Source organism: Streptomyces sp. NPDC047130 (assembly GCF_040643475.1).
GTDB lineage: Bacteria > Actinomycetota > Actinomycetes > Streptomycetales > Streptomycetaceae > Streptomyces.
This window is the reverse complement of the sequence record NZ_JBEYUK010000001.1, coordinates 265,488-282,550: the sequence shown is the minus strand read 5'-3', so window position 1 is coordinate 282,550 and position 17,063 is coordinate 265,488. Positions and strand designations below refer to the sequence as shown.

At 74.5% G+C, this 17,063-nt stretch carries 16 protein-coding genes and 1 riboswitch; of the genes, 4 read left to right on the top strand and 12 right to left on the bottom strand.

Going from position 1 to position 17,063, the window contains the following annotated elements:
- Positions 1-121: 121 nt before the first annotated feature.
- Both ABZ836_RS01265 and ABZ836_RS01260 read right to left on the bottom strand, forming a co-directional pair.
- On the bottom strand, positions 122-1,576 hold the full coding sequence (locus ABZ836_RS01265) for a metallophosphoesterase (protein ID WP_361138219.1): 1,455 nt from the start codon (positions 1,574-1,576) through the stop codon (positions 122-124).
- Positions 1,577-1,620: 44 nt separating this feature from the next.
- Complete coding sequence (locus ABZ836_RS01260) at positions 1,621-1,863, bottom strand: hypothetical protein (protein WP_356128920.1); 243 nt, start codon at positions 1,861-1,863, stop codon at positions 1,621-1,623.
- 139 nt (positions 1,864-2,002) lie between these two features.
- Between ABZ836_RS01260 and ABZ836_RS01255 the strand changes: the two genes are divergently transcribed.
- A complete protein-coding gene (locus ABZ836_RS01255) occupies positions 2,003-3,775 on the top strand; it encodes a serine hydrolase (protein WP_361138217.1) in 1,773 nt (590 codons plus the stop codon).
- 136 nt (positions 3,776-3,911) lie between these two features.
- On the opposite strand, the gene ABZ836_RS01250 is transcribed toward ABZ836_RS01255, so the two are convergent.
- The 4 genes from ABZ836_RS01250 to ABZ836_RS01235 are packed head-to-tail and all read right to left on the bottom strand — an operon-like array spanning position 3,912 to position 6,829.
- A complete protein-coding gene (locus tag ABZ836_RS01250; RefSeq protein WP_361138215.1) occupies positions 3,912-4,778 on the bottom strand; it encodes a YihY/virulence factor BrkB family protein in 867 nt (288 codons plus the stop codon).
- Positions 4,766-5,266 (bottom strand): GtrA family protein, encoded by a 501-nt coding sequence (locus ABZ836_RS01245; RefSeq protein WP_361138213.1) that lies wholly within the window; start codon positions 5,264-5,266, stop codon positions 4,766-4,768. Before ABZ836_RS01245 ends, ABZ836_RS01250 begins: the two co-directional genes overlap by 13 nt.
- Positions 5,263-6,243, bottom strand: a complete 981-nt coding sequence (locus tag ABZ836_RS01240; protein ID WP_356128909.1) for a decaprenyl-phosphate phosphoribosyltransferase — start codon at positions 6,241-6,243, stop codon at positions 5,263-5,265. The genes ABZ836_RS01245 and ABZ836_RS01240 overlap by 4 nt, the downstream gene beginning before the upstream one ends.
- Positions 6,236-6,829: a phosphatase PAP2 family protein gene (locus ABZ836_RS01235; RefSeq protein WP_356128907.1), complete on the bottom strand. Its 594-nt coding sequence runs from the start codon at positions 6,827-6,829 to the stop codon at positions 6,236-6,238. Before ABZ836_RS01235 ends, ABZ836_RS01240 begins: the two co-directional genes overlap by 8 nt.
- 140 nt (positions 6,830-6,969) lie before the next feature.
- Here ABZ836_RS01235 and ABZ836_RS01230 point away from each other — a divergent pair, with 140 nt between their 5' ends.
- Together ABZ836_RS01230 and ABZ836_RS01225 are read left to right on the top strand one after the other, a co-directional pair.
- Entirely contained in the window at positions 6,970-8,352 is a 1,383-nt protein-coding gene (locus ABZ836_RS01230) for an FAD-binding oxidoreductase (RefSeq protein WP_361138210.1), read from the top strand.
- Between the two features lie 19 nt (positions 8,353-8,371).
- Positions 8,372-9,133 (top strand): decaprenylphospho-beta-D-erythro-pentofuranosid-2-ulose 2-reductase, encoded by a 762-nt coding sequence (locus ABZ836_RS01225; RefSeq protein ID WP_356128902.1) that lies wholly within the window; start codon positions 8,372-8,374, stop codon positions 9,131-9,133.
- Positions 9,134-9,182: 49 nt separating this feature from the next.
- Here the strand turns inward: ABZ836_RS01225 and ABZ836_RS01220 are convergent, their stop codons facing one another.
- The 3 genes from ABZ836_RS01220 to ABZ836_RS01210 all read right to left on the bottom strand — a co-directional run bounded on the left by ABZ836_RS01220 (position 9,183) and on the right by ABZ836_RS01210 (position 12,534).
- Positions 9,183-9,755 (bottom strand): 2'-5' RNA ligase family protein, encoded by a 573-nt coding sequence (locus tag ABZ836_RS01220; RefSeq protein WP_361138208.1) that lies wholly within the window; start codon positions 9,753-9,755, stop codon positions 9,183-9,185.
- Between the two features lie 223 nt (positions 9,756-9,978).
- Positions 9,979-10,992, bottom strand: coding sequence for a tryptophan--tRNA ligase (gene trpS, locus ABZ836_RS01215; protein WP_361138206.1), 1,014 nt, complete (start codon positions 10,990-10,992; stop codon positions 9,979-9,981).
- 99 nt (positions 10,993-11,091) lie between these two features.
- The gene (locus tag ABZ836_RS01210) at positions 11,092-12,534 is read right to left on the bottom strand and encodes a glycine hydroxymethyltransferase (RefSeq protein ID WP_361138204.1); all 1,443 of its coding nucleotides are present in this window, start codon (positions 12,532-12,534) and stop codon (positions 11,092-11,094) included.
- A gap of 25 nt (positions 12,535-12,559) precedes the next feature.
- Positions 12,560-12,649: riboswitch (ZMP/ZTP riboswitch) on the bottom strand.
- 295 nt (positions 12,650-12,944) lie between these two features.
- Here ABZ836_RS01210 and ABZ836_RS01205 point away from each other — a divergent pair.
- Positions 12,945-14,183 carry an acyltransferase family protein gene (locus ABZ836_RS01205; RefSeq protein WP_361138202.1) on the top strand — a complete coding sequence of 413 codons (1,239 nt, stop codon included), beginning with the start codon at positions 12,945-12,947 and terminating at the stop codon, positions 14,181-14,183.
- Here ABZ836_RS01205 and ABZ836_RS01200 read toward each other — a convergent pair.
- The 3 genes from ABZ836_RS01200 to ABZ836_RS01190 form a co-directional block, all read right to left on the bottom strand.
- Positions 14,173-15,363: a glutathionylspermidine synthase family protein gene (locus ABZ836_RS01200; protein ID WP_361138200.1), complete on the bottom strand. Its 1,191-nt coding sequence runs from the start codon at positions 15,361-15,363 to the stop codon at positions 14,173-14,175. The two genes, ABZ836_RS01205 and ABZ836_RS01200, sit on opposite strands and share 11 nt — an antisense overlap.
- A gap of 8 nt (positions 15,364-15,371) precedes the next feature.
- Positions 15,372-15,677 (bottom strand): hypothetical protein, encoded by a 306-nt coding sequence (locus ABZ836_RS01195; protein WP_356128887.1) that lies wholly within the window; start codon positions 15,675-15,677, stop codon positions 15,372-15,374.
- A 278-nt stretch (positions 15,678-15,955) separates the two neighbouring features.
- Positions 15,956-16,954 (bottom strand): ABC transporter substrate-binding protein, encoded by a 999-nt coding sequence (locus tag ABZ836_RS01190; RefSeq protein WP_361138198.1) that lies wholly within the window; start codon positions 16,952-16,954, stop codon positions 15,956-15,958.
- Positions 16,955-17,063: the final 109 nt, after the last annotated feature.

Below are 17,063 nucleotides of genomic sequence, written 5' to 3'. Positions count from 1 at the left end.
CCAGGGCCCGACACATCACCTGTCGCCGATCTTCCTCGGACCTTCACATCGGCGGCCACACTGAACCACAGGAGTGACGCGTGGGGAAAGGGGGGTGCCCGAACCGGGGATTCCGGTGCGGTCAGGCCTGGAGGGAGGCCAGCTCCACGACGGTGATGTCGGACGGCGCCCCGACCCGGGTGGGCGGGCCCCAGGCGCCGGCGCCCCGGCTCACGTAGAGCTGGGTGTCGCCGTACTTCTCCAGCCCGGCCACCGTCGGGTTCGCCAGCCCCGCCAGGTACGGGCCCGGCCACAGCTGGCCGCCGTGGGTGTGCCCGGAGAGCTGGAGGTCGACGCCGTGCCGCACGGCCTCGTCGATGGTGACGGGCTGGTGGGAGAGGAGGACGACCGCGCGGGAGCGGTCGCGGTCGCCGAGCGCCTTGCCGAAGTCGGGGCCCTGGCCCTCGTCCTCGCCAGCGATGTCGTTGACGCCGGCCAGGTCGAAGTGGGCGAGCTCGGTGCGGGCGTTCTCCAGCGGGCGCAGGCCGAGGTCGCGGACCTCGTTCACCCACGCCTCGGCGCCGGAGAAGTACTCGTGGTTGCCGGTGACGAAGTACGCGCCGTGCCGCGCGCGCAGCCCGGCGAGGGGGGCGGCGGCCGGGCCCAGGTCGCGGACGGTGCCGTCGACCAGGTCGCCGACGACGGCGATCAGGTCGGGCTGGGTGCCGTTGACGGTGTCCACCACGCGCTGCGCGAAGGAGCGGCCCAGCACCGGGCTCAGGTGGACGTCGCTCACCACGGCTATCCGGAAGCCGTGCGCGGCGCGGGGCAGCCGGGCCAGCGGGACGGTGACCCGCTTGACGGTCGGGCCGTTCAGCACGCCGTAGGTGCCGGCGCCGACGGTGCCGAGGCCCGCCACGGCGGCCACGGCGCCGACCGTGCGGGCGACGAAGAGGCGACGGGACAGGCCCTCCGCGGCCTCCGTGCTGCCGCCGTCGGTGGGCGCGGCGGCGTCGGTGGGCGCGGAATCGCCGGCGGGCGCGGCGGCGTCCTCGGCGGTCGCTCCCGCGGGCCGCTCGGCGGGGTCCACGGCGACGGCGCCGGCCTGCGCCTCGGCCGCCGGAGCCTTCGCGGGCTCGGCGGTGGCACCGGCGCCCGCGGTGGCACCGGTGGCGGCACCCGCACCGGCCTCGGTGGCCTGCGCGGCGGCGGGGGTCTCCCGCGGCGCGGCGGCGTCGGCGGTGTCGGTTCCGGTCAGGCCCGCGCGGCGGGCGTCACGCCGGGCGAGCCGACGGCGCAGCAGGGGCCGCAGCGGCTCGGTGACGATCAGGGCCATCGGCAGGTAGATCATCACCGCCATCCACAGGAACCCCGGCCAGGCCACGGCCTGGCGCACGGAGAACGGCAGGGTCTCGCCCCGGCTGGACATGGCGCCGAACATCAGCACCACGCCGAGCAGGAAGACGGCGGTGCCCAGCCGCCGGGCCAGGCTCCGCGGCACGGTGGTGTCCCGCACCAGACGCCGCCACATGTACCAGTGGAGTGCCGCCAGCACGGCGAGAGCCAGCAGTGCGACGAGCACGAAAACGACGCCCACGTCCGGTAAGTCCCCTGTCCCTGTGTGTGGTTGAACGGTCGCGGCTATGAGTTGCGCCGCAATGCGCGAATTCCGCGCAACCCGATGACCCCTACGACCGTCCCCAGTACGAAGGAGACCACCGCGAGCAGCAGGTGGACCCAGAAGTACCCGGTCGGGTCCCCCGCGTCGTCGAACGCGAGACCGCTGCCGTCCTTGTAGAGGTTCTTGACGAAAGTGATCCAGATGACCCAGCTCCACACCCCGAAGGCGAGAAGGAACCAGGAGACGGGTCGGCTGAGCTTCATACCGCCAGTATCTCCGCAGGACGGGGCGGCCGACGGCCGGGGTGGCCGTCCGGGCGCGGAGTGCGACCGGAATCACGGCGGGGCGCGGGCGGGCACCGGGGCTACGCCCACGCCGGATTTGGCATGTACGTTTTCGTCCGTGCCCGCTTCGAAGAAGTCCACCGGACGACCCGCTCTGCTCGCGTCCGCCGCGCTGCTGTCGCTGGCGCTCGGCCTCGTCCTGCCGGTGTCCGGCGGTCAGGCGGAGGCGCAGCCGCTGCGGCCCGGCCCGAAGACGCCCGGCAGCCGCCTCTCGGACTCCTCCTCCACCGGGACGTCGACCTCCAGGCCCACGTCCCGGCCCTCGTCCACGCCGACGAAGGCCGCGGGCGGCGACGCCTCGAAGGCCCCCTCCGGGGCGGCCGGGAAGGACCCGCTCCCGACGTCGGCCTCGCGGGTGGGCGGCGCCCGGCTGGCCGCCGCCGGGGTCCAGGTCCAGCCTGGGGTGGGCGCGCCGGAACTTCCCGACGACCTCTCCGCCAAGTCCTGGATCGTCGCCGACGCCGAGACCGGCGAGGTCCTCGCCTCGTACAACGCCCATGTGCCGATGGCGCCGGCGAGCACGCTGAAGATGCTCTTCGCGGACACCCTGCTGGACCGCTGGCCCGCGTCCCAGACCCACAAGGTGACCGGCGAGGAGCTCTCCAAGGTCGGCGCCGGCTCCAGCCTGGTCGGCGTCAAGGAGAACGAGACCTACACGGTCCGCGACCTGTGGCTGGGCGTCTTCCTGCGGTCCGGCAACGACGCGGTGCACGTGCTGTCCGCGATGAACGGCGGCCTCGACAGGACGGTCGCCGACATGAACGCCCGCGCGAAGGAGCTCCAGGCGCTGGACACGCACGTCGTCAGCCCCGACGGCTACGACGCGAAGGGGCAGGTCTCGTCCGCGTACGACCTCACGCTGATAGCCCGGGCGGGGCTGCAGAAGGGCGGCTTCCGCGAGTACGCGGCCACGGTCAAGGCGCAGTTCCCCGGCGAGACGAAGAAGGGCGAGGACGGGAAGACGTCCCGCGGCTCCTTCGAGATCCAGAACACCAACCGGCTGCTCACCGGCGCGGGCATGGACCAGTACCGGGGCATCGCCGGCGTGAAGAACGGCAACACCACCCACGCGGGGGCGACGTTCACCGGCGTGGCCGAGCGGGGCGAGCGGGTGCTGCTGGTCACCGTGATGAACCCGCAGAAGAAGGAGCTCAACCGGGTCTACGAGGAGACGGCGTCGCTGCTGGACTGGGGGTTCGCGGCGTCGGGGAAGGTGACGCCGGTGGGCGAGCTGGTGCCGCCCGCGTCGCAGGTGGCGGCGGCCTCGCCGTCGGCCGCGGTGGCGGCGCCGGCGGGGGCGGACGCGAAGACGGACACCGCGGCGGTGGCCTCCTCCCGGGAGGGCGGGGCGGGGCCGGTGTGGATCCCGCTCGCCATCGTGGGCGGCGTGCTCGTCCTCCTCGCCGGCGGCGGCTACCTCGTCCACCGCCGCTGGCCGCTCCCCGGCACGACCCCGCGCCGCGGAACGCCCGCGGACGCGGAGGCGGCGGCCACGGCGGCCGAGTCCGGCGACGAGGCGGGCGACAAGGCCGGGACCTCCGCCGCGGCGGACGCGGACAGCAAGGCGGAGGTGCCCGCCGCGGCAGCCGACGCGACCAAGGCCGCGAGTGCCGCCGCGGACCCCGAGGCCGAGGGTGCCGCCGAGCCGGGCGAAGACGCGGACGCCCCGGACACGGCGAAGGCCCCGGCCGCGGCGAAGGGCACGGCCGCGGCGAAGGCCCCGGACACGGCCGAGGGGACCGTCGCGGGCGGGGGCGGCGCCGAGGCCAGGATGCCCCAGCAGGCGTCCTCCCCCCGCACCGCCGACAAGGGCGAAGGCCAGCCCGCCTGACCCACCACCCCACCGCCTCGCCGCACGTGCGTCCCGCTGCGCGCGGCGAGGCGTCGTCGGTTCACCGCGCGTCCACTGCCCGCGCGCACGGCTCGCACCACGGCCGTGCGGCGCCCGCGGACGGGTACGGGGCCGGTTACGGCGTCGCGGGGCGGGCGGATTTCTCGGTGGCGGTCCAGGAGGAGGCGTAGAGGAGGAGTTTGCAGGTGAAGTTGATCCACAGGAGGAGTGCGATCGGGACGCCGAACGCGCCGTACATGCTCTTCGCGGCGACCCCCTGGATGTAACCGCTGAGCAGCAGCTTCAGCAGCTCGAAGCCGGCCGCGCCGATCAACGCGGCCTGCGTCAGGAGCCGCCGCCGCGGATGCGCCCCCGGCACCACCGGCAGCACGAAGAGGAGCAGCAGGAAGTCCGCCAGGACGGCGACGGCGAACGCGGCGACGCCCAGCAGGACGCCGCCGATGCCGCCCTCCTCCAGCCCCATCGCCCGGGCCAGCCGCCCCACCATGCCGCTGGCGACCGTGGAGATCACCAGCGTGGCGAGCACCGCGCCGCCCAGCCCGAACAGCAGGCCGAGGTCCTTGGCCTTGGTGACGAGGAGGTTCTCGTCCGGGTCGGGCAGCTCCCAGACGGCCCGCAGGCAGCCCCGCATGGAGTCGACCCAGCTCAGCCCGGTGAACAGCAGCAGCGCACCGGCGATCAGGCCGACCGTGCCCGCGTTGGCGACCAGTTTCTCGATGTCGAGCTGGTCGGAGATCCCCGGCACCTGTTCGGCCAGCTTGTCCTGCAGCGTCCGCTGCTGCTCGGTGGTGAGCGTGGCCGCCCCGGCCGCGGCGGTGAGCGTCAGCAGCGGGAAGAGGGCGAGGAAGCTGGTGAAGGTCATGGCGGCGGCGAGCCGGGTCCACTTGACGCGGTCCAGCCGCTCGAAGGCGAGCCACGCGTGGGTGTCCATCAGCCGGGCCATCCAGGGGCCGACGACGGGCAGGTTCCTCAGCCAGTCCATCCCATGACCCCGTTCCCGTCGCCGGTCGCGTCGTCCCCGCGGCCTCGGCGGTCGCGGAACACGAGGGTTCTCGTACCCCAGAACCGGACGGCCGTGCCCAGGAGCATGCCGACTCCCGCTCCGGCGACCAGATCCGCCCGGTGCGAGGTGAGCCCGAGCCCGTAGTGGCTGACGGCCAGACAGGAGAGCTGCACCGCCGCCCCGGCGGCGTTGACGGCGGTGAACAGCAGGGCCTGGCGCAGCCGTCCGGCCGCCGCGGGCGGGCGGCCAGGACCGCTTCCCGGCGCCGCACCGCGGTACGTGCCCAGCGCGTTGCCCGCGTAGGCGACCGCGCAGGCGGCGAGGAAGGCGAGCGCCTTCGCCGGCAGCGGCGGCAGCCCGGCCGGCCCGAGGAGCGCGGTGAAGGCGGCCAGGTCCACCAGGTAGGCCGCCAGCCCGGCGGCCGCGAACCCGGCCAGCTCCCGCCGGGTGACCGGGGCGGCCGTCACCAGCCGGTCACCGCCAGCCCGTAGAGCACCGCCCAGGCGAGGGCGACCACCGCCAGCGGCCGGTCCCGCAGCACCACCTCCTCGGGTTCGCCGGCCGTGCCGCGGTCGGCGAAGACGGCATAGCGGAGGATGCCCAGGATGAACGCGATCATGGAGAGCTGCCGCCACGGCAGCAGCCCGGTCTGCGGCACGCCGCCGTGCTCCAGGGCCCACAGGCAGTAGCCGAGGACCGCGCCGCCCGCCGCGAGCTGCCAGACGAAGCGCAGGTAGCCGGCGGTGTACTCGGTGAGGAGCGCGCGGGTGGCGCCGCCCTTGCCCGCCATCTCCACGGCCTCCGAGTAGCGCTTGGCGGAGACCATGAAGAGCGCCCCGAACCCGGTGGTGATCAGGAACCAGCGGGAGAGCGGGATGTCCATGGCGATGCCGCCGGTCATGGCCCGCATCAGGAAGCCGGCCGCCACCACCGCCAGGTCGACCACCAGGACCCGCTTGAGGCGCAGGCAGTAGGCGAGCTGCATCACCACGTAGCCCGCCAGCACCGCCGCGGTCATCGGGGGGCAGAGCAGCACGGCGGCGGCCGGGGCCAGCACGGCGAGGGCGCCGCCTGCCGCGTAGGCGACCGGGACCGGCACCTGTCCGGCGGCGACGGGACGGTGGCGTTTGACCGGGTGGGCGCGGTCGGCCTCCGCGTCGCGGGCGTCGTTGATCAGGTAGACGGCGGCGGAGCACGCGGTGAAGAGGACCAGGACCAGCGGCAGCCGGGTCAGGGCGGCCGTGGTGAAGAGCTGGCCCGCGGCGGCCGGGGCGGCCACCACCAGGACGTTCTTGACCCACTGCCGGGGGCGGGCGGTGCGCACCAGCCCGGCGAACAGGGCGCCGGCCCCCCGGCGGCGGGGCGGCGAGGGACGCGGGGCGCCGCCGGGGCGGGCGCGCGGGCCGACCAGCAGGGGCCCGGTGGCGGCGACGCGCTCAGCCATGGCGCCTCCTCCGCAGCCCCCGCGCCCCCAGTCCGGCGGCGACCGCGCCCAGCGCCGCGCCCGCGGCGACGTCGGAGGGGTAGTGCACGCCGGCCACCACCCGGGACAGGCACATCGCGACGGCCACCGGGGCGGCGACCGCGCCCGCCGCCGGGAGCAGCACCCCGGCGGCGACGGCCGCGGCGGCGCTGGAGGCGGCGTGCGAGCTGGGGAAGGAGTGCGGCGCGAGGACGGGGACGCGGGCCGGGACGGCGGTGGGGCGCGGCCGGCGCACCAGCTGCTTGACGCCCACGCCGGCCAGGTGGGCGGCGGCGGTCAGGGCCGTTCCGCGCAGCCAGGCGGAGCGGCGGGGCCGGTCGACGGCGGCCGCGGCGAGGCCCGCGGCCAGCCAGAGCGCGCCGTGCTCCCCCGCGCGGGAGAGCGCGCGGGCCGCCGCGGCGGTGCGCGGGTCGTCGCCGCGGGCGTGCAGGGAGACCAGCAGCCGGGCGTCGAGCCGCCGGACGGCGTGGGCCGGGCGGAGGGAGGCGGGCGGCCCGGGGGCGAGGAGGGCCGGGGCGGGGGCAGCGAGGAGGGGGACACCGTGCATGCGGCCCACTGTTCACCGGGCCGGGCCCCGATCCTGGGCAATAACGCCCAAAGCCCCATCAATCACCCGTTCCGGCGAGACTCGCGCCGTACCGTCGCAGCTCTCCGCACAACGGACGCACCGCCGCTACCGTCGCGTCCATGCCGCCCACGCAGCCCTCCCCGACGACCGTCGCTCCCGCCGTCCCGGTCACCGGCTGGGGCCGCACCGCGCCCACCGTCGCCCGGCTGGTCCGTCCCCGCAGCTACGACGAGGCGGTCGCCGCCGTCCGCGGCTGCGGGGCGCGCGGCGGCATCCCCCGCGGCCTGGGCCGCGCCTACGGCGACGCCGCGCAGAACGCGGGCGGCGCCGTGCTGGACATGACCGCCCTCGACCGGATCCACGCGGTGGACGTCGCCGGGGGCGTGGTGCTGTGCGACGCGGGCGTCTCGCTGCACCGGCTGATGCAGGTGCTGCTCCCGCTCGGCTGGTTCGTGCCCGTCACCCCGGGCACCCGGTACGTCACGGTCGGCGGGGCGATCGGCGCCGACATCCACGGCAAGAACCACCACGTCTCCGGCTCCTTCTCCCGCCATGTGCTGTCGATGGAGCTGCTCACCGCGGACGGCTCCATCCGCACGGTCTCCCCTGGCGACCCGCTCTTCGACGCGACCTGCGGCGGCATGGGCCTCACCGGGGTGGTACTCACCGCCTCGCTGCGGCTCCAGCCGGTGCAGACGTCCCTCATGGCGGTGGACACCGAGCGGGCGACGGACCTCGACGACCTGATGGCCCGGCTCACCGCCACCGACCACCACTACCGCTACTCGGTCGCCTGGATCGACCTGCTGGCCCGCGGCCGCGCCACCGGCCGGGCGGTGCTCACCCGCGGCGACCACGCCCCGCTGGACGCGCTCCCCCGCTCCTCGCGCGCCCGCCGGGACCCGCTGGCGTTCCGGCCCTCCCGGCTGCCCGCCGCCCCGTCGTTCCTCCCCGACGGCCTGCTCGGCCGCACCACGGTCGGCGTCTTCAACGAGCTCTGGTACCGCAAGGCGCCCCGGCGCCGCACCGGCGAGCTGCAGCGCCTGCCCGCCTTCTTCCACCCGCTGGACGGCGTGCCGCACTGGAACCGGGTCTACGGCCGGGGCGGGTTCGTGCAGTACCAGTTCGTGGTCGGCCACGGCGAGGAGGAGACGCTGCGGCGCGTCGTGCGCCGGGTCTCCGACCACCGCTGCCCGTCCTTCCTGGCCGTCCTCAAGCGGTTCGGCGACGGCGACCCGGGCTGGCTGTCGTTCCCCACGGCGGGCTGGACGCTGGCCCTCGACATCCCCGCCGGGCTGCCCGGGCTCGGCGAGCTGCTCGACGGGCTCGACGAGGAGGTCGCCTCGGCCGGCGGCCGGGTGTACCTCGCCAAGGACGCCCGGCTGCGGCCCGAGCTGCTGCCCGCCATGTACCCGCGCCTCGACGAGTTCCGCGCGCTGCGCGCCGAGCTCGACCCGCGCGGGGTCTTCACCTCCGACCTCTCCCGCCGCCTCGGCCTGTGACGACTTCCAAGGAGTTCAAGTGAAGGACGCGTTCGGCGCACCCCAGTCGATGCTGGTGCTGGGCGGCGCCTCGGAGATCGGGCTCGCGGTGGCCCGCCGCATGCTCGCCCGGCGCTGCCGCACCGTCCGGCTGGCGGGCCGCCCCTCCCCCGCCCTGGACTCCGCCGCGGCCTCGCTGCGGGCCCTGCGGCCGGACGCCGACGTGCGGACGGTGGAGTTCGACGCGCTGGACACCGAGGCGCACGAGGAGGTGCTCGGCAAGGTCTTCGCGGAGGGCGACGTCGACCTGGTGCTGCTCGCCTTCGGCATCCTCGGCGACCAGCGGCGGGACGAGCGGGATCCCGCCGGGGCGGTCCGGGTCGCGCAGACCAACTACACCGGGGCGGTGTCGGCCGGGCTGGTCGCCGCGTCGGCGCTGCGGGGACAGGGGCACGGGTCGCTGGTGGTGCTGTCGTCCGTCGCCGCGGAGCGGGCGCGGCGCGGCAACTTCGTCTACGGCTCCAGCAAGGCGGGGCTGGACGCGTTCGCGCAGGGGCTCGGGGACTCGCTGTGCGGGACGGGGGTCCACGTCATGGTGGTGCGGCCCGGGTTCGTGCGGACGCGGATGACGGCGCACCTGCGGGAGGTGCCGTTGGCGACGACGGCGGAGGCGGTGGCGGGTGCGGTCGAGGCGGGGCTCCGGCGCCGCGCCTCCACGATCTGGGTCCCCTCTCCCCTCCGCCCCGTCATGGCCCTCCTCCGCCACCTCCCCCGGCCCCTCTTCCGCCGCCTGCCCCTGTGACCCGCGGGCGGCTCCCCCGCCGCCGCGGCGCCGGAGGGGAGCGCGGGCGTCAGTTGAGGGTGGGGTGGCGTTCGGTGGCGGACTGGGTGGGAAGGGTGAGGCCGCCGAAGGGGAAGTCCCGCAGGCGGCGCCAGACGCCGTCCGCCCCCTGCTCGTACAGCGCGAATCCCGTGCACGGCCACTGGGCCGCGTAGTCGGCGAGCTCCTCGTACGCCCGGTCCATCGCCTCCTCGGCGATCCCGTGCGCCACGGTGACGTGCGGGTGGTACGGGAACTGCAGCTCCCGCGCCACCGGCCCCGCCTCGTCGCGGATCCGCGCCTGCAGCTGCGCGCACTCCTCCGCGCCGGCCACCACCCGGACGTAGACCACCGGCGACAGCGGGCGGAACGTCCCGGTGCCCGCCAGCCGCATCGGGAAGGGTCTGCCCGCCGCGGCCACCTCCGCGAGGTGCGCCTCGATCGCGGGCAGCGCGGAGGCGTCCACCTCGGTCGGCGGGAGCAGCGTGACGTGCGTGGGAATGCCGAACGCCGCGGCGTCGCCGAAGCCCGCGCGGCGCTGCTGGAGCAGGGTGCCGTGCGGCTCCGGGACCGAGATCGACACGCCGATCGTTACGGTCCCCACGTCGTCTCCTGTCGTGTCGTCTTCCGTCACGCCCGGGCTGCGCCGGGCGGGTGCTGCCACCCGTCTCGCCCTCCGGCGTCGCCACTGACATCGACTGTACGGCGGCGCACCTCCGAACCGGGAGGATCGCACCTGTATCACCGGTGGCGCGAGGGGCGCTCGGAGGCCGGCGGTGTCCTGCCCCGCCGCGCCGGACGCGCCGGACGCGCCGCCGGCGGGCCGGTCAGTGCTTGGCCGCGACGAGGCCGATCCGCTCGTAGGTCGCGGCCAGCGTCTCCGCCGCGACCGCACGCGCCTTCTCCGCGCCCTTGGCGAGGATCTGGTCGAGGGTCTCCGGGTCGTCCAGGTACTCCTGGGTCCGGTCGCGGAACGGCGTCACGAACTCGACCATGACCTCGGCCAGGTCCGTCTTGAGGGCGCCGTACATCTTGCCCTCGTACTCCGCCTCCAGCGCCGGCACGGACCGGCCGGTGAGGGTGGAGAGGATGGTGAGCAGGTTGGAGACGCCCGGCTTGTTCTCGCGGTCGAAGCGGATCACGGTCTCGGTGTCGGTGACCGCGCTCTTCACCTTCTTCGCGGTGACCTTCGGGTCGTCCATGAGGTTGATCAGGCCCTTGGGGTTGGCCGTCGACTTGCTCATCTTGGCGGACGGGTCCTGCAGGTCGTAGATCTTCGCCGTCTCCCGGAGGATGTACGCGCTCGGGACGGTGAAGGTCGGGCCGTAGGTGGTGTTGAACCGCTCGGCCAGGTCGCGGGTGAGCTCCAGGTGCTGGCGCTGGTCCTCGCCGACCGGGACCTGGTCGGCCTGGTAGAGCAGGATGTCCGCGACCATCAGCATCGGGTACGTGAACAGGCCGACCGTGGTGCGGTCGCTGCCCTGCTTGGCGGACTTGTCCTTGAACTGCGTCATCCGGGAGGCCTCGCCGAAGCCGGTGATGCAGTTCATGACCCAGCCGAGCTGGGCGTGCTCCGGCACGTGGCTCTGCACGAAGAGGGTGCAGTGCTCCGGGTCCAGTCCGGCCGCCAGGAGCTGGGCGACGGACAGCCGGGTGTTGCGGCGGAGCTGCTCCGGGTCCTGGGGCACGGTGATGGCGTGCAGGTCGACGACCATGTAGAAGGCGTCGTGGGTCTTCTGCATGTCCACCCACTGGCGGACCGCGCCGAGGTAGTTGCCGAGGTGGAACGAGCCGGAGGTCGGCTGGATACCGGAGAGCACGCGAGGACGATCAGAGGCCATGCCTCTCATTGTCTCAGGTGCGGCCCCGCGCCCGGGAACGGGTCGGGGACGGGCGGGGCCGGTCCGGGGCGCCGGCGGGCGCCCCGGACGGCGGGCGGGTCAGCCCAGGTCGATCTGCGGGTACAGCGGGAAGCCGGCGACCAGCTCGGTGGCCCGGCGGGAGACCTCGTCGGAGACCTTCGCGTCGAGGACGTGCTGTGCCTTGGAGGGCGCGCCCTTGGCGGTGGTGCCCGGCACGGCCTCGGTGAGGACGCGGTCGATCAGGGCGGCGATCTCGTCCATCTCCGCCGTGCCCAGGCCGCGGGTGGTCAGCGCGGGGGTGCCGATGCGGATGCCGGAGGTGTACCAGGCGCCGTTCGGGTCGGCGGGGATCGCGTTGCGGTTGGTGACGATGCCGGAGTCCAGCAGCGCCTGCTCCGCCTGGCGGCCGGTGAGGCCGTAGGAGGAGGCCACGTCGATCAGGTTGAGGTGGTTGTCGGTGCCGCCGGTGACCAGCGTGGCGCCGCGGCTCGTCAGGCCCTCGGCGAGCGCCTTGGCGTTGTCCACGATGCGCTGCGCGTAGTCCTGGAAGGCGGGCTGCCGCGCCTCGGCGAGGGCGACGGCCTTGGCGGCCATCACGTGCGGCAGCGGGCCGCCGAGGACCATCGGGCAGCCGCGGTCGACCTGGTCCTTCAGCGAGTCGTCGCACAGCACCATGCCGCCGCGCGGGCCGCGCAGCGACTTGTGGGTGGTGGTGGTGACGATCTGGGCGTGCGGGACCGGGTCGAAGTCGCCGGTGAGCACCTTGCCGGCCACCAGGCCCGCGAAGTGCGCCATGTCGACCATCAGGGTCGCGCCGACCTCGTCGGCGATCTCCCGCATGATCCGGAAGTTCACCAGGCGGGGGTAGGCGGAGTAGCCGGCCACGATGATCAGCGGCTTGAACTCGCGGGCGGTCTCGCGCAGCGCCTGGTAGTCGACCAGGCCGGTGGCCGGGTCGGTGCCGTAGGAGCGCTGGTCGAACATCTTGCCGGAGATGTTGGGGCGGAAGCCGTGGGTGAGGTGGCCGCCGGCGTCCAGCGACATGCCGAGCATGCGCTGGTTGCCGAAGGCGGCGCGCAGCTCGGCCCAGTCGGCGTCGGAGAGCTCGTTGACCTGGCGGACGCCGGCCTTGGCGAGGGCCGGGGCCTCCACGCGGTCGGCGAGCACCGACCAGAAGGCGACCAGGTTGGCGTCGATGCCGGAGTGCGGCTGGACGTAGGCGTGGCGGGCGCCGAACAGCTCGCGGGCGTGCTCGGCGGCGAGGGACTCGACGGTGTCGACGTTGCGGCAGCCGGCGTAGAAGCGGCGGCCGACGGTGCCCTCGGCGTACTTGTCGCTGAACCAGTTGCCCATCGCGAGCAGGGTCGCCGGGGAGGCGTAGTTCTCCGAGGCGATCAGCTTGAGCATCTCGCGCTGGTCGGTGAGCTCCTGCCCGATCGCGTCGGCGACCCGCGGCTCGACGGCGCGGACGACGTCCAGGGCGGCCCGGTACGCGGCGGACTCGGGGGAAAGGTCTGACATGGCGGCCTCCGGCAGGGTGCGGTCACGGTGTGGCCCAGGCGCACGGCACGTGTCGTTCTGCGGGCCGCTCCCCGATGGTCCGTCCCATCCCAGCGCGCCAGTCACGGCCCGGAGCCACCCTACCGGGCGCCCCCACCCGCCCGCCCACCCGGCGGTGGCGCCCCCGGACCGGCCGGCACCCGCGCCGCCCGCGGCGGAAGGGGGGCTGCAGTCCATCCGGTGTTCACCCGGGCGATGGACGGCGCGCCTAGCCTGCACCGGCCCCGCACATCACCGCCGGCCCCGCCGTCGCCCCGCCGCCCCTCCGTCCCGCCGCCCCGCCGCCCCGCCGCCCCGTCGTCCCGTCGTCCCGTCGTCCCGTCGTCCCGCCGCCGCGCCGTCCGCGGCCCGTTCCAGGAGTCCGCCGCCCGATGACCACCGTCCCGAGAACGCCGCCCGCTCCCCTCCCCCTCGCCGACGCGGCGGCGGCCCCGTCGCCCCGTGCGGTCGCGGCGGGCAGCCGGGACCCGTGGTGGGACAACACCCGCTTCGTGGCCGCCACGCTGATCGTCGTGCTGCACACCGTGGGCAGCCTGCTCCCCCGGATCGACGCGCTGCACGCCTTCCAGCTCGGCGCCTGGGCGTTCCGCGTGCCGGCGTTCGTGCTGCTGGCCGGCGTGTTCAGCAGCGCGGAACCGCTCGGGGACCGCCGGCTGCGCTCCCTCGTCCGGTCCGTCGCGCTGCCCGGGCTGCTCTTCGGGCTGCTGTTCTCGCTGGAGAGCTGGGCGCTGGGCGCGGAGTTCCGGCTGCACGTCGCGCAACTCCCCTGGAACCTGTGGTTCCTGATGTCGCTGTTCTTCTGGCGGCTGCTGCTGCCCCTGGTGGCCCAGCTGCGGTTCCCGCTGGCGACCACCACGGTCGTGGCGCTCGGGGTGGGCTACCTGCCCGAGTTCGGCATGCAGTTCTCGGCCTCGCGGACCCTGGTCTACCTGCCGCTGTTCCTCCTCGGCTGGCGGATCGGGCAGGGCGGTCTCGCCTCCTGGTTCACCCGCCGCCGGACGCTGCCGGTGGCGGTGGCCGGCATCGCGGCGTCCGTCGCCGTCGGTCTGCTGTGGCACCGGGACGTCGAGGGCCGCTGGCTGTCGATGCGGCACGCGTACTCCCCCGACGACCCGATGGGCCTGGAGTGGGCCTGGCTGATCCGCCTGACGGTGCTGGTCTGCGGGGCCGCGCTGGTGCTCTGCCTGCTGCGGGTGATGCCGCGCCGGCGGCTGCCGCTGATCTCCTCGATGGGCGCCGGCGGCTTCACCATCTACCTGCTCCACCCGCTGGTGATCCTGCCGTTCCGCGAGAAGGGCGTGATCGCGCGGGTGGACCGGCCACTGGAGGTGGCCGGCCTGGTGGCCTGCGCGGTGCTGCTCGCCATGGTGCTCGGCTCGACGCCGGTGCGCCGCCTGGCCCGGCCGCTGACCCGGCCCCCGGTGGGCCTGCTCCTGCGCCCGGAGAACGCGGCGAAGGCCGGCCCGGCGGACGGCCCGGCGGACGGCCCGCGACGGGACGGCGCGGGGCGGAACGGCGCGGGGCAGGGCGGCGCGGGGCGGAACGGCGCGCGACAGAACAGCGCGCGGCAGAACAGCGCGGGGCAGGACGGCGCGGGGCTCAGAGGATGACGTGCGGCAGGAAGCGCGCGTAGCCGTCGGTCACCAGGCCGTCCGACTCCCGGATGCCGAGGCCGGCCGCCTCGCCCTGGACCACCCACGCCCCGAGCACCACCCGGTTGCCGTCGAAGGACGGCAGCGGCGCCAGCTCCTGGTAGCAGCAGGGCTGGTCCGGAGCGGGGGCCGGGGCCCCCGACCCCGCCTCGTGGACCGTCACGCCCGCGCCCTCGCGCCCGAGCAGCGGCTTGGCGACGTAGCCGGTGGTGCGGGCGAGTTCGCGCGGGCCGTCCACGTAGGAGGCGAGCAGGTTGGGGTGGCCGGGGTAGAGCTCCCAGAGGATCGCCAGCAGCGCCTTGTTGCTGAGCAGCATCTTCCACATCGGCTCGATCCACAGCGTCGAGCCCGTGCCGCCGCCGAGGTCGAGCGTGCTCATCGCCTGCGGTCCGAAGCGGTCGGTGGTCAGCCACTCCCACGGGTAGAGCTTGAAGCAGCTGCGGATGAAGCGGAGCTTCTTGTCGACGAAGCGGCGGCTCAGCCGGTCCCAGCCGATGTCCTCCATGGAGATCCACTCGGTCCGCAGTCCGGCCTGCTCGGCGGTCTCCATCAGGTAGGCGACCGTCATCAGGTCCTCGCCCAGCTCGTCGCCCGCCGTGTGGGCGAAGTGGAGCGGGGCGCCGGGCGGCAGCAGGTGCGCCTGGCTGCGCCAGGCCTCCACCAGCCGCTCGTGCAGGGAGTTCCACTGGTCGGCGCCGGGGAAGCGCTCCTCCATCCAGAACCACTGCGGGCTGGCGGCCTCGACCAGGGAGGTCGGCGTGTCGGCGTTGTACTCCAGCATCTTGGCCGGGCCGGTGCCGTCGTAACGCAGGTCGAACCGGCCGTAGACGGAGGGGACCTCCTCGCGGCGGCGCCAGGACTCGGCGATCGCCGCGGCCACCCGGCCGTCGGTGATCCCGAGGTCCGCGAACCGCTGCTCCCGCACGATGAAGTCGGCGGCCGCCAGGCACATGCCGTGCAGCTCCTCGACGACCTCCTCCAGCGCCTCGACCTCGGGCAGCGAGAAGACGTAGTACGCGCTCTCGTCCCAGTACGGGCGGAGCTCGCCGTCGGGGTGGCGGGTGAGGGGGTAGATCAGGCCCTGCGCCTCGACGGTCTCCTGCCAGCCGGCGCGGGGCTGGGTGGTGCGGCGTTCCACGGGTCCGGTCAGCCCCCGCCGCTGCCGCTGCAACCGAAGCCGTTGCGGTCGACGGCCTCCTCGCGGTCGAAGGTGCCGTCCTCGGCCCAGCCGCCCTCGACGTCGGCGTCGTAGTACCAGTCGCTGCCGCTCGTGTACGACGAGCAGTTGGAGTCCGCGACGATCCGGTAGCCGTTGGCGTACTCGTAGCTGTCGGTGTCGACGCAGCGGCGGTCGGGCTCCGAACTGCAGGAGGTCAGGGTCGCCGCGACGACGCCCATGCCGCCCAGGACGACCGTGCTGGAGCGCAGCCGTCGGCGCTGCTTCTGTGCCATGGTGTTTCCCCCCGGGTCGGTGCGAGCGGTGCCCGACGTCAAGACACCCGGAGGCACTCGTTCGGTTCCCTCCGCACAGGTGTGCAGCGTCGCGCTACGCCCGGCAGCCTAGGGATCTCCGCGCGGGAGAGCAATGTCGGTCCCATGACAAGGGCCCCACGGGCACCGTCCGTCCCGTGGACGGGGTGTCCCGCGGGGCCCCGGGCGGTGGTGTCAGGTTCACCGCCCGCCGGTCTCCCTACCCGTCGGGGACGGGCGGGATGCCTGCCGGCCGTGCCTCAGGCCAGCCACGCCTTCCAGACGTCCTCGTTCTCGGCCACCCACTTCTCGGCGGCGTCCTCCGGGCTCATCCGCTCCCCGGCGATCATCGCGGCGACCTCGTTCTGATCCTCCTCGGTCCACCGCATCCGCTTGAGGAACTCGGCCGGCTCGCCGCCGTCCTGCGCGAAGTCGGCGTTGAGGTACTTCTGCAGCGGGGTCTCGGGGTAGCCGCAGTCGACGGCCTCGGGGTCGTCGTCGCAGCCCTCGGTCCACTCGGGGAGCTTCACCTCGACCATCTTGACGTCCTCGTTGACCCAGTTCGGGGTCCACCAGTAGGTCAGGAAGGGCTTCTTGGCCTTGTAGTTCTGCTGGATCTGGGTGATCTGCGCGGCCTCGGAGCCGGCGTAGACCGTCTTGAGGTCGAGGTCGAGGTTCTTCACCAGCGCGTCGTCGTTGGTGGTGTACGACGGCGAGCCCTCGAGCAGCTGGCCCTTGTCGCCGCTCTCCGCGGTACGGAACAGGTGCGCGTATGTGTCGAGGTTCTTCCAGTCGGTGATGTCCGGGTGCTTCCGGGCCAGGTACTCCGGCACGAACCAGCCGATCTTCCCGGTGACGCCGAGGTCGCCGGCGGAGACGACGCTCTTCCGCTCGTCGACGTACTTCTCGATCTTGTCGGGGGCGCCGCCCCAGTCCTCGAGGACGGCGTCGATCTTGCCGCTGTCCAGCCCGTCGAAGGCGACCGACTCGTCGATCTGGGTCTTCTCGACGCGGACGTCGTACTCCTGCTCCAGGATGTGCGCGGCGACGGCGGCGTTCGCCTCGGCGCCGACCCAGGACGGCACCGCGATGGTGACCTTGTCCCCGGCCCCGCCGGAGGAGGCGGTGGCGCCGGTGTCGGCGGCGCCGCAGGCGGTCAGGCCGGTGGCGGTGAGGACGGCGGTGGCGGCGACGGCGACACGGGTCGTGCGGGAGGTGCGGGTCGTGCGGGCCGTGCGGGTCGTGCGCGAGGGCTTCATGGGTTCTCTCGTTCCGTTCGTTCGGGGTCCGGCCGGCCCGCCGGTGGGGCACGGGGCACGGGGGTTCGCGGCGGCGGCCGGGCACGGGACACCGGCTCGGCACCGGCCG